The organism is Planotetraspora mira (assembly GCF_016863275.1).
Classification (GTDB): domain Bacteria; phylum Actinomycetota; class Actinomycetes; order Streptosporangiales; family Streptosporangiaceae; genus Planotetraspora; species Planotetraspora mira.
Genome location: NZ_BOOO01000047.1, coordinates 72,153 through 85,875 on the forward strand (window position 1 = coordinate 72,153; position 13,723 = coordinate 85,875).

Here is a 13,723-nt window from a genome sequence, read left to right on the forward strand (position 1 = left end):
ATAGGTGACAACTAAGTCTCGGCGCATCAGAAGCAACTTCAACCTAGGGGGCGAGCAAGCAGAGGCCGATCCGTTACTGGAACTCGCCTTCTACGAGACTGGAGATTATTCAGCAATCACATCCAAACTCGACCCTCGGTGCTTTCTTATTGGGCGTACCGGTAGCGGCAAGTCTGCCGCATTGCAACATCTCGAGGAAGAATACCCTGGCAAGGTTATTCGAATTACTCCAGAAGATCTCTCTCTTCCATATATCGTCGACCTTCAAGTCATGCGCTACCTTGACTCCCTTGACGTTAATCTTGATCTACTTTTCATTGCACTATGGAAGCATGTGCTGCTTGTCGAACTGATACGCCACAGATATAAGGTAGACAGCCCTGCGGCCAAGCAGAACTTCCTGTCAAATCTTCGCGAGAAGATTAAAAGAGACTCCGGCAAAAGGGCGGCCCTGGAATATCTGGACGAATTTGGTGAAAAATTTTGGTGTGAGGCGGACGAGAGAGTCCGAGAAATCACTCAAAAGTTTGAGCAACGAATTGACGCCGCCGCGAAAGCCCATATAGGCGTATCGAAATCTTCGCTAGAAGCGAACGCTGGAACCGGAACTACGGTTGCCAACGAGTCTCGTGGAGAGCAAGCGGATCGATTTCAGAGGATCGTCAACGACACACAACTCCCTCGCCTTAATAAGATGCTCAACGTTTTGGACGAGGATATTCTCGACTCTCCACAGCATCAGACGTACGTAGTAATAGATGATCTCGACCGCGATTGGGTCGATGAGAGAATTGCAAACGATCTCATCAGATGCCTATTCAGGACGGTTCTCGACCTTAAGCGGGTTAGGCATCTAAAAGTACTGGTGGCACTGCGTACGAATATTTTTCGCGAACTCGACTTCGGAAGAAGAACCGGCGGCCAGGAAGAAAAGTTCCGCTCTCTAGTTCTCCAGATGCGCTGGAACAGCCAAGATCTTGAGGAGATGCTCGACGAGCGCGCCCGGATCGCCGGAAAGAATGCCGGATTGCCGATCTCTCAGGTGCGCGATTTATTGCCGACCCCCAACAAGACGCGGGGCAACGCGCTCCACTATATCTTTTGTCGGACTTTAATGCGACCTCGCGATAGCATCTCATTCTTTAATGAGTGCTTTGCGCTAACTTCCGGAAAAGAGAAGCTCTCTTGGAACGACGTGCATCTAGCAGAGCGCGCCTACTCAGAGAAGCGACTACTAGCTCTGCGTGACGAATGGAAACCGACCTATCCAGACATACAAAAAGCACTGTCCGTCTTTAAGCAGGTCGATCTCCCTCTCGACAAGACACGGCTGGCCGAACTCCTCGACGAAGTCATGATCTTGCTCGCCGATCGGGACTTTGAAGGCGTTCGATGGCTCACTGCTCTTTCCGAGGCGATGTTGGGAACTTCAGAGGCCTCGAACTGGACGGACCTATATCAGCCTCTAATTAAGCTTTTCTACGATATAGGATTCATCGGTCTCGCCAAAGGCCCCGGAGAGGCTGTCACGTTCTCTCATGACGTGCCAGGGCTAGCCGACAGCGCACAATCCATCAATGAGGCCAAGGCCTTCTATATTCATCCCGCTTATCACTATGCTTTGAGCATCAAAAAGCACGATCAACTGGAATGGAACGTGCCGACTAAGCCTCGTTGATAGAGCCGAGGATCGGTAACGCCAGGTCAGAATTTGAACTGGCGGTGTAGTCATCTCCTCGTCGGGCGGCCGGTCTGGCATCCCTCGTGGTGGCGGGCGAGGAGATGACCTCCCGCTCAGCCGCACTTATCTGGCTCATCTCCGAGGAGGCCGGGGGTGCAGGGGGTGGAGCCCCCTTGCGGTTCTACACCGGAAACAACGGCGAGTTGTACGGCCTAGCTTGGCAGTCGCCGCCCTAATGAGAAACTTCTACGTCGACTACGTCTCGTCTAGGCGATCCCAGTAGTGCGGGCGGCGCCGGACGGGACCGGCCGAAGAGCCGCAGCCCGGCCGGCTGGCCGGCCAGCGCTACGCGGACCGCCGCAGGCGGGCCGCTTTAATACCGAGAAGATAAGTTGCTTTCGGTTGTGCACCCGGACCGATGATCACGCAAGCCTGGCAGTGCTCCAGACGCGTTCAAAGCTGGCGAGATAGGTGCCTGCGGCGCCTTCCTCATTCCCGCGTAAGTGGACAACCGGCGCTTGGGCTGCTGGGGTGCCGTACGCGTGGATGTTGACGAGAAGGTCGTCGTCTGCGCGGTAGAGCGAGTTGTAGAGCACGGTCCGATGGAGACGAATCTCGACGCCCTCGACGCTCAGAAGCGGTTGGCAGAGGGTGAGCGCGTTCCTGATTCGGGCCCGCATCACGTCTGGACCGATGCCTTCCTCGGTCCCTCGGGCAGCGACCTCTGGACTGTCGGGGTCGCCAAGGAGGATGCGGACTTTCACTCCGGCTCGGGTGCGTGCTGCTAGAAGTCGGATCATTCCGGTGTCCTCGGCGAGAAACAGACTGCTGTACCCAAGGATGCCGATCTCCTTGGTTGCGCCCTCGAACAGCCGGCGCCAGACATTGTGCGGGACGGCCCACCGGTGTGCGTAGACAGCGTGGATGTCCTTGGAGATGGCTCGGCGGTGCTGAGGGATGTCTGGCCAGAGATCGGCTTCGTCGACCTGGAGGAGATCGGCCATGGCCCAGCGGTGCCGTGGGTAGGGGGTGCGGCCCTTAAGCCAGCGGTTCACGGTCTTGGGATCGACGGCGAGGGCAGCTGCGATGTCGACGGCTTGGAGTCGGGCTGTTGCAAGGGCGTGCCGGAGGTTCTCGCTCACGGGGTCTCCCGGGGGGCGTTCAGCTCTGTCGGCGACGCTAGCACAAGACGTCCCTAGACGTCCCTAAGTTGTGGTGTAGAGGTTCCGCTCCACATCGGAGGCTAAATCGGGCGGGTGAACAGAATACCCAGTTCATCGAGTCGAAGGAGCATCCCTGGTGGACACCATCCGTGAACAGCAGCGGGCCTTTCAGCATGATCTCCTGACGGACCTGCAGGACATGCTCGGGTCACGGGAGATCACGGCGATTCTGATCGCCGATCAGTACGGGCGGCCTGCACTGGAGGTCGTGGACAGTCAGTCCAGAACGCGTCGCGTATTCGTCCATCTCGCGTTTTTGTGGTTCTACTGGGGCGACGAGCGCGACGAGCGCATTTCGTGTCTGCGTCTGCCGACCGCGGCGGATCGAATCGAGGGTGCGGCCCGTGAGGGCTGGCGTGAGGGCGAACAGGGTGAACTCGGCATCGACCTGATGAAGATCCTCGATGCACACCGCTCATAACGTGCGCGGGGGCCATCTGACGGGATGGCGCGTCTATACGCAGATTGCCGAGCGCGTTCGGGAGCGCATCACGGCCGGCGTCTACGCCGCTGGAGCCTCCCTACCCTCAGAGGCTGCACTGTCGGCGGAGTTTCGGGTAGCTCGAAACACCGTGCGCCGGGCCCTGCACGCTCTGGAAGCGGACGGACTCATCGTGACAGCACCATCCAAGGGACGGATCGTGAAAGCGGAGCGCCAAGAAATCACGGCGGTCTACCGGTATCAGATGATCGCGGGCGATCTCCGCCGACAGATCGAGCGGGGCGACCTTGTACCCGGAGACACGGTGCCGACTGTGGCTGAGCTTCGCTGGCTGTACGACACCTCCCGGAACACGGTCCGACAAGCGCTCGGCGAGTTGGAACGGGAGGGGTTGATCATGTCGAGGCCAGGCAAGAGGCGGCTCGTGCGCTCACCAGAGTGAGACGTCCTAGGACGTCCTTTCGCGCGCTCTAGGTCGGTTCGCGGCATGAGTGCTTATTGTCTATGGCGTGGGGGAAGCTGAGTGGGCACACGACCTGGCCAAACAACTTCTGGCGGAGCCGCTGCCGCGGCGGTGGGCACACACACAAGGAGTCGCGGCCCGTGCCGTGTCACTAGCCTCGATCCTCGGCGACGAGACGGACAAGCTGATCGCCGCGGCCTACCTGCATGACATCGGGTACTCGCCTGAGTTGGTCGACACCGGATTCCATCCCCTCGACGGCGCGCGGTACCTGCGCGACGTGGTGAACGCCGATGACACGCTCTGTCGTCTGGTGGCCTACCACTCCTGCGCCGTGAATGAGGCAACCGAACGCGACCTCCACGACGCGCTCACTGCCGAGTTCGACGAGGAACGCCCCGAACTCGTCGAAGCGCTGACCTACTGCGACATGACCACCGGCCCGGACGGAACACACCTCGACGTCACGGAGCGGCTGGCCGAGATCCATTCCCGCTATGGCCCCGATCACCTGGTCAGTCACTCAATCATCGCCTCGACCCCATGCATCCTGTCGGCAGTGCGGGCAGTCGAAAGCGCACTCTCCTCAGTTGGGGATATGTCCAAATGATCGAGGTTGGCATGATGGAGGGATGCGATTTCCCACGCCCGATGACCCCGAAATGGTGGCGGCCGTCGAACGCTACGTCGTGCCGGGTGAAGGGGCATTGCGACGGTACCTGAACCTGCTTCACGGCAACTTCCTGGAACTACCGGAACTAGAGCGCTCCCAGTTCGGAAGAGACTTGGCCACCTCCGCTCGGCAGATCAGCGACGACGAGCTCGCGCTACTCCTCGACGGTGAGTGGCGCTCCCGGCTCACGGCCGCGTGGCTGATCGGCATCGGTCGTCGCACCCACTTCCGCGACCGTCTCGCCGAGATGCTGTTGAACAGCGAACTTGTGTACTCAGGCCAGGGCTACTGCTTCGCGTTCGCCCGATTCGCCGACGAGTCCGCCGCCGCCGCTCTCGTTGCGTACCTGGGTCGCTACCTGCCTGATCCGGACTGCTACTACGACCAGCACTGGGCGATTGGCGCGCTGCTCCACCTCGACGAGCGGCTGAGCACCGAACATGCGTCCCATTTTCTCGCGCCCGAGGGCCTATGGGCCCGATCTGCAATGCGCGATCGGGATCCTGCCGAACTGAAGGAAGAGATGGACCGGCTGTGCGTCTTCGCGGAGACCATCACCGTGTGATCCCCCGCCACCATGCACGGCGGGGAGTCTCCGGAGGAAGGCGGTAGCCGGCCCATAGCCGGCTCCCGTGACATCGTCACAGTCGCTGCGACCAACCAGGCCTTCAATGCAGGCTTAGATGTTGAATGAGTCCTTGTAGGCTTTGCGGATCTTGGCGCCGCCGTACTGTCCCGGAGGAATGCATACCGGGCATCCGCACGGCGGTTTGCCGTGTGCGTTGGGCATGTAGCGCCATCCGGTCACCTGGTTCACTCGCCGAACCCGGTGGATCTCCCTGACCTGAATGGGCCGGGGGATGAACAGTTCGTACCCGCGGGCATCGTCCTGCTCGGCCACCAGGGCGGCGGCCTCTGCACTGCCGAGTCGAACGGGGTCGGAGTTGTAGTGGCCGACCCACACCATCTCGTCGTCCGGGATGCGGAAGTGCACGGCGACGAAGGTGCGCTGACCGCCGCGCCGCAGCTCACGCCCCCACTGGTAGGTCATCTGGTAGGAGGGCAACACCGGCACGCAGTAAACGCCTGTCCCGCCGCCACGCCCGTGACTTTCCGCGCGAATCCCAACGCGTCGCACGGAGCGGATGTTCTTGGCTGCGGTGAGGTGCACAAGCAAGGTCATTGGTTCGCCTTCGTGCTCTGCAAGCGCCTAACCGATGTACGGCAGGGCCGTGTCGGTGAAGTAGTGGCTGATCCGCAGGCGCATTGACCGGTCCATTGGCAATGCCTCGACCTGGTCGCGAGGCACCCATCGCGCCTCGGTGGACTCACTGCTCGGGGTAGGTGCTCCGCTGACGGCGCGGGCGGTGAGGACGATGGAGAACTCTTGCCGGGCTTCGCCGTTGCTGGTGTAGAGGATGACGTGCTTGGGGTCGGTGTAGGTGCCGACGATTCCGGTGATCTCGCACCTGATGCCGGTCTCTTCGAGGGTCTCGCGTACCGCTGCCTCGGGGAGGGATTCGCCGAGGTCGATCGCGCCGCCTGGGACGGCCCAGTTGTCGTTGTCGCTGCGACGGATCATCAACACGTCGCCGGCGTCGTTGGTGACGACGACGTTGACGGACGGAACCAGGCTGTTTGCGACGGGGGCTTTGGGGTCGTCATAGAAGTCGATCCGGCGTGCCATGATCACGACTCTACCGGGGCGGCCTGGTCCCACACCTTCTCGAAGCTGTCGACATAGGTGCTGACTATGTCGCCACCGATGACTCTCCGCAGGTGCAGCACGGGTGCGTTGCCGGCGGGCGTGCCGTACACGTGGGTGTTGACGAGAACCTGATCGTCCCCGCGGTAGATCGAGTTGTACAGCACGGTCCGGTGGAGTCGGATCTCGACGTTCTTCCGTCCTCGGATCGGCTTGTAGAGGACGAGGACGTTGCGGACCTTGGCGGCCATGCCGTCGTCAATGCCCTCGTCTGCGCCGCGCTGGGCCACCTCGGAACTGTCGGGGTCGCCGAGCAGGATCCGGACCCGGACTCCGGCTGCGGCTTTCTCGCCGAGCATGCGGACGATGCCAGCGTCGTCGGCGAGGAACAGGCCGCTGTAGACGAGGATTCCGATCTCCTCGTCGGCCTGAGCGAATAGACGTCCCCATGCGTCCCGTGGGACGGCCCAGCGGTGCGGGTAGACGGTGACGATCTCGCTCTCGGATGCGGAGGCGACCTGTTCCCGCGTCAACGCCTCCGGCCAAAGGTAAGTCTCGTCCGTCCCTAGGTGAGCGGCGACGGCGTACCTGTGCTTTCGGTACGGTGCGCGGCCTTTGGTGATCCACCGCTCGACCGTCTTGGGGTCCACCTGGATCGCGTCAGCCAGCTCCGCGATGCTCACCCCGCGCTCCAGCAGAACCGCGCGTAGTCGCTCGTTGGCCATCTCACCTGCCACGTTCGGGGACGTCCAGGGACGTGGCAATCCTAGACGGGACGTCTTGAACATGTCCCGTCCTGTAGTGATCTCGTCCTGCCCTCTGGCCGCACTCTCGGTGTCGTACGCCACACCGACTGCGACGAAAGGACAGGTGATCATGACAGACACGACCGTTACCCCGCCTGATGAGACCCCCGATTGCGAGTGCGGCGCCCTCCTCGACGACGGGCAGACTCGCTGCCGCAAGTGCCTCGCCCGTGACCGTTGGGCCCGCCGTCAGGCCGCCCGCCTGCGGGCTCAGCGCCGGCGCGGCGCGACCCGGCGCCCTCCGCGTGACCCCCACACCGCGGCCGCGAGGGGAGTGAGCTGGGCATGAGTTCGCTTCCTTTGATCATCGCCCTTGTGTTGGCCGGCGGCGTGCTCGTGGGCTACATCGCGGTCCTCGTCGGCATCAAGCGCGAGGACAAGGCGATGAGCCTCACATCCGCCCCGGACGGCCAGTCGGCCCGGCTCGCCCGGCACGTCACCGGGCTGCACGTCCGCGGGGGCGGGCCTACCGGTCGGATCGCTCCGAAAGCGTCGACTCGACCTGGGCGAGCCGTTCCGACAAGTCCCGTACGGCGGTGCGCAGTTCGATGACCTCGCTGACCAGATCCACCGCCGGCCCCTGCCCCGACTCGCTGGACTCGTCGTCCCGAACAAATACGCCCTTGCCCTGCTGGCCGATGAGCAGGCCTTCGTTCCGCAGGATCCCGACGGCCATCTTCACCACGCTCAGCGACGCGTCGTACTGCTCGGCAAGCTGCGCGGTCGACGGCAAGGGCGCCCCGGGCGCGAGGGATCCGCCGCGGACCTGCTCGCGCAGATCGTCGGCGATCTGGAGATAGGCGGGCCGCCCCGTCTTCTTGACCATGCACCCTCTTCCGCTGCTGGCGCCCCTATCTCACCACGGACAAGCAACCAAGCCAACTAAGGCAATTGACAACCAGGCCAACTAGGTTAACCATGTTGGTCGCGAGCTTAAGGAGGTCACCACATGCGCACCATCCCGATCCCGGTCGATGTGACCAAGCTGCAGTTCGTCTGCGTCCGTGCACCCCGGCCGCGGATCCTCAACCAGGACACCGGCGAGATCAAGGTCGACAAGAACGGCCAGACCGTCTACGAGACCGTCCTGTCTGTCGAGGACGACCTCGGCCGGATCGAACTCGTCAAGGTCGGCACCTCCGGCGAACCCCAGATCGCCGCAGGGCAGGACATCACCCCGATCGGCCTTCTCGGCTACGTCTGGGAGATCTCCCGCGCTGGCGATACCCGATGGGGGATCAGCTACCGCGCCAGCTCGCTCGTCCCCACAGGGGTGAACGCGCTTGCCTGACACTTGGTGGATCGCCCTCATAGCTCTGGCCGTCCTGGCGGCCGGGCTCTGGGTCTGGCGCCGCTACCACTACCCCTCGTTCTGGCTGGCCATTGGCTTCCCGCTGATGGCCGTCACCATCCGCGCCACTTGGCGCACCGTCGCCCTCGGCTGCGGACTGACCAAGAAGCGGCAGCGCTTCTGGTTCACCACAAATGCCCGTCTGATCGCCTCGACCGGCATCGTCAAAGTACGGCGACGCTTCCAACGGGTCGCCGTCGACACCAAACCGTTCATGTGGCTGCCCCGCCCGACACGGCACGGGTGGCGCGTCACCGTCCATACCCTGGAAGGGCAGATTCCCGCCGACTACGCCCAGGCGGCCGAACGGATCGCGCACTCCTGGGGCGTCTACGCCGTCCGCGTCTCCTCACCCCGCCCCGGCCGCGTCGTCCTGGCCGCGACCATGCGCGACCCCCTGATCCGCCTTGACCACATCCCCGCATCGGGCGAACTGCTCAAGGTCACCGTCGGGCGGTTGGAGACCGGCGGACCGTGGGCTATCGACTTCCGCACCGTCCCGCACTGGCTCAACGCCGGCGCCACCCAATCCGGGAAATCCAATCTCGCCAACGCGCTGATCGTCGGCCTCGCTCCGCAACCGGTGGCGCTGGTGGGGTTCGACCTTAAGGGCGGGGTCGAGTTCACTCCCTATGCGCCGCGCCTGTCTGCCCTGGCCACCACCCGGGCCGAGAGCGTGGGCCTGCTGGATGACCTGGTCGCGCTGATGGTCGACCGGATGGGTGTGTGCCGTACGGCCGGCGCCCGCAACATCTGGCAACTCCCACCAGCCGTCCGTCCCGTGCCGGTAGTGGTGCTCGTCGACGAACTAGCCGAGCTCTACCTGATGGCCGATAAGTCCGAGAAAGACGAGATCGCCAAGACCTCCACGGCCCTCCTGCGGGCGGCCCAGCTCGGGCGAGCGTTCGGCATCTACCTGTTCTGCTCCGGCCAGCGCATCGGCTCCGACCTCGGACCCGGCGTCACCGCCCTACGCGCCCAGTGCTCCGGGCGGATCTGCCACCGGGTCAACGACCCCGAAACCGCGACCATGACCCTCGGCGACCTCGACCCTGCCGCCCTCGTCTCTGCTCGCGCCATCCCGTCCGAGACTCCCGGGGTCGCGATCGTCGCGAGTCAGGACGGCCAGTGGTACCGCGCCCGGTCCTTCTACGTCTCCGAGCAAACCGCCGAACACGCCGCGACCACCTACGAGGACCGTGCTCCGTCCTGGGACGAGATCACCCGTCCTGGCCGGTCCTCCGAAGTGTCCGGGACTAACTTGTCCGAATTTCTCACCGCCTGACCGACAGAAGGGAGGGAACGATGCGACGCCTCGCCTCATGGCTGGTCGACACAGGGCCGGTCCTCATCTTGGCCGCTATCGCGGGTGCCGGATCGTTCACCCATATCCGCGACACCGCCACTGACCACGGGCAAACCGGCTGGATGTCCTGGGCCGTAGCTGTCTGCGTCGACCTCACCTGCGTCATGGCCGCCCGCGAACGCCAACGCGACAAGAAGACAGGGCGTAAGCGCACTAGCTGGGTCTCCTGGCCGACCCTCGTCCTGGTCGCCGGAATCGTCCTGTCCCTAGCCGCCAACCTCCAGCAAGCCGAACCCACCATCTGGGGCCGACTCACCGCCGCCGTCCCCGCCGGCGCCTTTCTCATCGCCGTATCCATGCTCGAACGCCGCGCAGCACATGCCCCTCAACCGTCCCCAGAACCCGCCATCGTTGCGGCCTCGGCACCCGTCGGGACCGTCTCCGCCTCGTCCTCGTCCGCGGTGGTGCCGTCCTCCGTCCCCGTCCTAGCAGGTGAGGACGGCAGGACGGAAAGGCCCGGACCTTCCACAGCCCTTGTCGACTACGCCCGCCGCGTCGCTGACGACCATCACGCCAAGCACGGCAAACCCATCACTCGCGACCTGCTCCGCTCACGGCTCGGCGTGTCCAATCAACTCGCCTCCGACCTGCTTCATACCGTACGCGCCGCCGCATCGGAGCCCACCTGACGAAAGGAGCCCTGACCGTGAGAATCCGCCTCGACGGCACCCCTGCCGAAATCATCGACGCCCTGTTCCGGTTGCGCCAGACCTTCACCGTCTCCGGCGTCTCCCGCGCCTACCCCGACCGCGCCAAGAAGCACCGCTGGCGGGTCTTCGTCACAACCACACCACGCGAAAGGAGGTGAATCACCGTGGACGACACCGAGCAGTCCCCTAACCCGGAAACCGAGTCGGCCGTACCTCTGCGGTGGCAGTGCTGCCACTGCGGCGGGACGGGCCTGGACTCCTACGGCGAGACCTGCCGCCACTGCAACGGGCTCGGCCTGTGCTGACCCCGTGAGCGCCCCCGGCCTGGCCGCACATCCGCCAAGACACACGCCAGGTCGAGGGCCATCCCTCCACCCGAAACGAGCGAAAGGAGGACACCATCTTGCCCGCATCCACCACTAACGCGCACGCAATCCACGGCGCCATCAGCCGCCTGAACGACCCCCACTACACCCGCTGGGCATCCCAGATCCGGCGCTCAGGCGGCTGCCGACAGCCGATCCACCTCCGCGGCAAAGTCGAACACTGGGACACCGCCACCGGCACCCTGCTCCACCGCTATAGCACCCGCCTCGAACCGGACGGCGTCCTACGCGTCCCCTGCAAGACCCGGCGCGCCTCGCGCTGCCCGTCCTGCGCAGAGGTCTACCGTGCCGACACCTACCACCTCATCCGCACCGGCCTCGTCGGCGGTAAAGGCGTCCCGGAGTCGGTGACGGCACATCCGTGCCTATTCGTCACCCTTACCGCGCCGCCTTTCGGCGCTGTCCACACCCGCAGGGAGCGAAACGGCAAGATGCTGCCCTGCCACCCCCGTCGGGACGCCCAGGTGTGCCCGCACGGGATCGTGCCGTCGTGTACGGCGCGACACCAGCCGAATGCCGAAAGCCTCGGCGAACCACTCTGCCCCGGCTGCTACGACTACACCGGCTCTGTCCTGTTCAACGCCCTCGCGCCCTTGCTGTGGAAACGCTTCACCGACGCTCTGCGTCGCCACCTCGCGAAGAGCGGCGATCTCACCTTGCGCGACATGCGTGAACAGCTCACTGTCGCGTTCGCCAAAGTCGCCGAATACCAACGCCGCGGCGTCGTCCACTTCCACGCCGTCATCCGCCTCGACGGTCCCAGCGGTCCCGGCCTCGACCCTCCCGGCTGGGCCACGGCTGACGTCCTGGCGCAAGCCGTCCAGCACGCCGCAGACGCCGTCACCGCGACCACCCCTGCGGCTGCCGGTACTTCAGCGCGAGTTCTGCGGTGGGGACGCGAAATCGACGTCCGGCCCATCACCCTGCGAGGTGACCTGACGGAACAGGCTGTGGCCGGCTACATCGCCAAGTACGCCACCAAAGCGGCCGAATGCGTCGGCACCCTCGACCGGCGCATCGTCCCCACCGAAGATTTGGCTCTGCTGCCTGTCCGCGAACATGCGCGTTGTCTCATCGCCGAATGCCTCCGCCTGGGCGCCATCAGCGGGCTGGCCGGCCTTCGGCTCATCCACTGGGCGCACATGCTCGGCTTCGGGGGCCACTTCTCCACCCGGAGTCGCCGCTTCTCCATCACCCTCGGCGACATCCGCGCCGACCGCGCTGAACATGCCCGAACCGAGGCCGTCTCGACCGGACGCCTACTTCTCTTCGACGAGGACACCGCCCTTGTCGTCAGCGACTGGCACTACGCCGGACGCGGCTTCACGCCTGGTGACGCGCTCCTAGCGGCCTCCATCACCAAAGGCAGTGTCTCGTCCCCAGGTGACGGGGGTGGTGTGTGATGTCGACCGACGACATGCTGACGCTGCCCCAGGTGCTGGCCGAACTGAATGGTGTCTCTCTGCGCACCTTCTATCGGTGGCGCGAACTCGGCAAGGCTCCCGTCTGCACCCGGTATCCGAACAACAAGCTGAGGGTACGGCGAAGCGATCTAGACGCCTGGCTTGACGCACGTAGGGAGGCGTCGTGACGACCACCTATGACGTCCGCTTCTGGGATACGCGGAGGAACGCTTCCAGTAAGAAATCGTCGTATGAAGCCCGGTGGAAGGTCGGCGGCAAGGCGAAGTCGAAGACGTTTCGTACCAAGGCGCTTGCCGACAACTTCGTGTCTGACCTGCGGCAAGCGGCCAAGCTGGGGGAGGCATTCGACGTCGTCACTGGTCTTCCACTGTCGATGCTCGCAGCAGACAACTCGAAGCCGTCTGGCCCTACCTTCCTGGAATTCGCGCAGTCGTACCTCATGAGCCGTTGGCGTAGTTCGGCGGCGAAGACACGTGAGACAGACGCCTACGCCATGCTGTCGCTGGTTCCCGCTCTTGTGGCGGACCTGCCGAGCCGGCCAAGTGATTCGGAGATACGCGATGTTCTCCGCAGCCACGCGCTCCTACCGGAGGGGAGGCGGGCCGACCTCACCAACAGGCAGGCTGTCACGCTCCGCTGGCTGGAGAAGGCGTCACTCCCGATGTCGGAGCTGAGGGAAGCTCGCTTGCTCCGAATCGCCCTCGACGCCATCGCAGAGACCTTCGCTGGCAAAGAAGCCGGGGCGAACACAGTCAGGCGCAAGCGAGCTGTCTTTCACCATCTCCTTGAGCAAGCAGTAGAGCAGAAGCTCTTCGTGAGTAACCCGCTCGATGAAATCAAGTGGACGCCTCCCAAGGCTGTCACCTCGGTCGACCCACGTACGGTCGTCAACCCTGCGCAGGCACGGAAGTTGCTGGATGCCGTGTCCATGGTCGGCCGCAAACGCGGCCCGCGGCTTAGAGCCCTCTTCGCATGCATGTACTACGCAGCCCTGCGCCCAGAGGAAGCGAGCGACCTGCGTCTGAAGAACTGCACGCTGCCACACGCGGGATGGGGATTGATCATTCTGGAGAAGGCGCGTCCTCAGAGCACCAAGCGGTGGACGAACACGGGGGAGACCCACGAGCCGAGAAGCCTGAAGCATCGTGCCGCTAAGGAGACTCGGGAGATTCCCATCCCGCCCGCCCTCGTCGAGGTCCTACGAATCCACGTCGAGGAGTACGGCACCGCGGAGGACGGCAGACTGTTCCGGACCAGCACTGGCGGGACTTACTCCAGCTCCGCTCATTCCTATGTCTGGCAGGAAGCCCGAAGGCTTGCTCTCACGCCAGCACAGGCTGCGTCCCCACTGGCAGCCAGGCCGTATGACCTGCGGCACGCGGCCGTGTCGCTGTGGCTGAACGCGGGCGTATCGCCGGCTGAAGTGGCCAAGCGCGCAGGTCACAGCGTGGACGTTCTACTCCGGGTCTACGCAAAGTGTATGGATGGTCAGCAAGACAGCATCAACAGCAAGATTAATGAAGCCCTAGACGACTAAGTTTGGTTCACGAACT

18 protein-coding genes are annotated in these 13,723 nt (G+C 63.8%); 13 read left to right on the forward strand and 5 right to left on the reverse strand.

Features of this window, described 5'->3' with window-relative positions; all coding sequences use genetic code 11:
• Positions 1-4 precede the first annotated feature (4 nt).
• The gene (locus Pmi06nite_RS37465; protein ID WP_203957975.1) at positions 5-1,678 is read left to right on the forward strand and encodes a P-loop ATPase, Sll1717 family; all 1,674 of its coding nucleotides are present in this window, start codon (positions 5-7) and stop codon (positions 1,676-1,678) included.
• A 425-nt stretch (positions 1,679-2,103) separates the two neighbouring features.
• Here Pmi06nite_RS37465 and Pmi06nite_RS37470 read toward each other — a convergent pair whose 3' ends face one another.
• A complete protein-coding gene (locus tag Pmi06nite_RS37470; protein WP_203957976.1) occupies positions 2,104-2,823 on the reverse strand; it encodes an XRE family transcriptional regulator in 720 nt (239 codons plus the stop codon).
• Between the two features lie 157 nt (positions 2,824-2,980).
• Between Pmi06nite_RS37470 and Pmi06nite_RS37475 the strand changes: the two genes are divergently transcribed.
• From Pmi06nite_RS37475 to Pmi06nite_RS37490, 4 genes are all read left to right on the forward strand, one after another.
• Positions 2,981-3,325, forward strand: a complete 345-nt coding sequence (locus Pmi06nite_RS37475) for a hypothetical protein (RefSeq protein ID WP_203957977.1) — start codon at positions 2,981-2,983, stop codon at positions 3,323-3,325.
• A complete protein-coding gene (locus Pmi06nite_RS37480) occupies positions 3,309-3,788 on the forward strand; it encodes a winged helix-turn-helix domain-containing protein (RefSeq protein ID WP_203957978.1) in 480 nt (159 codons plus the stop codon). The genes Pmi06nite_RS37475 and Pmi06nite_RS37480 overlap by 17 nt, the downstream gene beginning before the upstream one ends.
• 67 nt (positions 3,789-3,855) lie before the next feature.
• Positions 3,856-4,419 carry an HD domain-containing protein gene (locus Pmi06nite_RS37485; protein ID WP_308442559.1) on the forward strand — a complete coding sequence of 188 codons (564 nt, stop codon included), beginning with the start codon at positions 3,856-3,858 and terminating at the stop codon, positions 4,417-4,419.
• Between the two features lie 22 nt (positions 4,420-4,441).
• On the forward strand, positions 4,442-5,047 hold the full coding sequence (locus Pmi06nite_RS37490) for a DUF6000 family protein (RefSeq protein WP_203957979.1): 606 nt from the start codon (positions 4,442-4,444) through the stop codon (positions 5,045-5,047).
• Between the two features lie 114 nt (positions 5,048-5,161).
• Here the strand turns inward: Pmi06nite_RS37490 and Pmi06nite_RS37495 are convergent, their stop codons facing one another.
• The 4 genes from Pmi06nite_RS37495 to Pmi06nite_RS37510 all read right to left on the reverse strand — a co-directional run bounded on the left by Pmi06nite_RS37495 (position 5,162) and on the right by Pmi06nite_RS37510 (position 7,819).
• Positions 5,162-5,665: a hypothetical protein gene (locus Pmi06nite_RS37495; protein ID WP_203957980.1), complete on the reverse strand. Its 504-nt coding sequence runs from the start codon at positions 5,663-5,665 to the stop codon at positions 5,162-5,164.
• A 27-nt stretch (positions 5,666-5,692) separates the two neighbouring features.
• Complete coding sequence (locus tag Pmi06nite_RS37500; protein ID WP_203957981.1) at positions 5,693-6,169, reverse strand: NUDIX hydrolase; 477 nt, start codon at positions 6,167-6,169, stop codon at positions 5,693-5,695.
• Positions 6,170-6,171: 2 nt separating this feature from the next.
• Positions 6,172-6,912 (reverse strand): DUF5919 domain-containing protein, encoded by a 741-nt coding sequence (locus tag Pmi06nite_RS37505; RefSeq protein WP_203957982.1) that lies wholly within the window; start codon positions 6,910-6,912, stop codon positions 6,172-6,174.
• 547 nt (positions 6,913-7,459) lie between these two features.
• Positions 7,460-7,819, reverse strand: coding sequence for a GntR family transcriptional regulator (locus tag Pmi06nite_RS37510; protein ID WP_203957983.1), 360 nt, complete (start codon positions 7,817-7,819; stop codon positions 7,460-7,462).
• Between the two features lie 123 nt (positions 7,820-7,942).
• Between Pmi06nite_RS37510 and Pmi06nite_RS37515 the strand changes: the two genes are divergently transcribed.
• The 8 genes from Pmi06nite_RS37515 to Pmi06nite_RS37550 all read left to right on the forward strand — a co-directional run bounded on the left by Pmi06nite_RS37515 (position 7,943) and on the right by Pmi06nite_RS37550 (position 13,707).
• Positions 7,943-8,284 (forward strand): SCO3933 family regulatory protein, encoded by a 342-nt coding sequence (locus Pmi06nite_RS37515; RefSeq protein ID WP_203957984.1) that lies wholly within the window; start codon positions 7,943-7,945, stop codon positions 8,282-8,284.
• Entirely contained in the window at positions 8,277-9,629 is a 1,353-nt protein-coding gene (locus tag Pmi06nite_RS37520) for an FtsK/SpoIIIE domain-containing protein (RefSeq protein WP_203957985.1), read from the forward strand. Before Pmi06nite_RS37515 ends, Pmi06nite_RS37520 begins: the two co-directional genes overlap by 8 nt.
• A gap of 20 nt (positions 9,630-9,649) precedes the next feature.
• Positions 9,650-10,339, forward strand: coding sequence for a DUF2637 domain-containing protein (locus Pmi06nite_RS37525; RefSeq protein ID WP_203957986.1), 690 nt, complete (start codon positions 9,650-9,652; stop codon positions 10,337-10,339).
• A gap of 17 nt (positions 10,340-10,356) precedes the next feature.
• Entirely contained in the window at positions 10,357-10,518 is a 162-nt protein-coding gene (locus Pmi06nite_RS37530; RefSeq protein ID WP_203957987.1) for a hypothetical protein, read from the forward strand.
• Positions 10,519-10,524: 6 nt separating this feature from the next.
• The gene (locus Pmi06nite_RS37535) at positions 10,525-10,665 is read left to right on the forward strand and encodes a hypothetical protein (protein ID WP_203957988.1); all 141 of its coding nucleotides are present in this window, start codon (positions 10,525-10,527) and stop codon (positions 10,663-10,665) included.
• A 98-nt stretch (positions 10,666-10,763) separates the two neighbouring features.
• The gene (locus Pmi06nite_RS37540) at positions 10,764-12,149 is read left to right on the forward strand and encodes a replication initiator (RefSeq protein WP_203957989.1); all 1,386 of its coding nucleotides are present in this window, start codon (positions 10,764-10,766) and stop codon (positions 12,147-12,149) included.
• On the forward strand, positions 12,149-12,337 hold the full coding sequence (locus tag Pmi06nite_RS37545; protein ID WP_308442560.1) for a helix-turn-helix transcriptional regulator: 189 nt from the start codon (positions 12,149-12,151) through the stop codon (positions 12,335-12,337). Before Pmi06nite_RS37540 ends, Pmi06nite_RS37545 begins: the two co-directional genes overlap by 1 nt.
• Positions 12,334-13,707, forward strand: coding sequence for a tyrosine-type recombinase/integrase (locus Pmi06nite_RS37550; RefSeq protein ID WP_203957991.1), 1,374 nt, complete (start codon positions 12,334-12,336; stop codon positions 13,705-13,707). Before Pmi06nite_RS37545 ends, Pmi06nite_RS37550 begins: the two co-directional genes overlap by 4 nt.
• Positions 13,708-13,723: the final 16 nt, after the last annotated feature.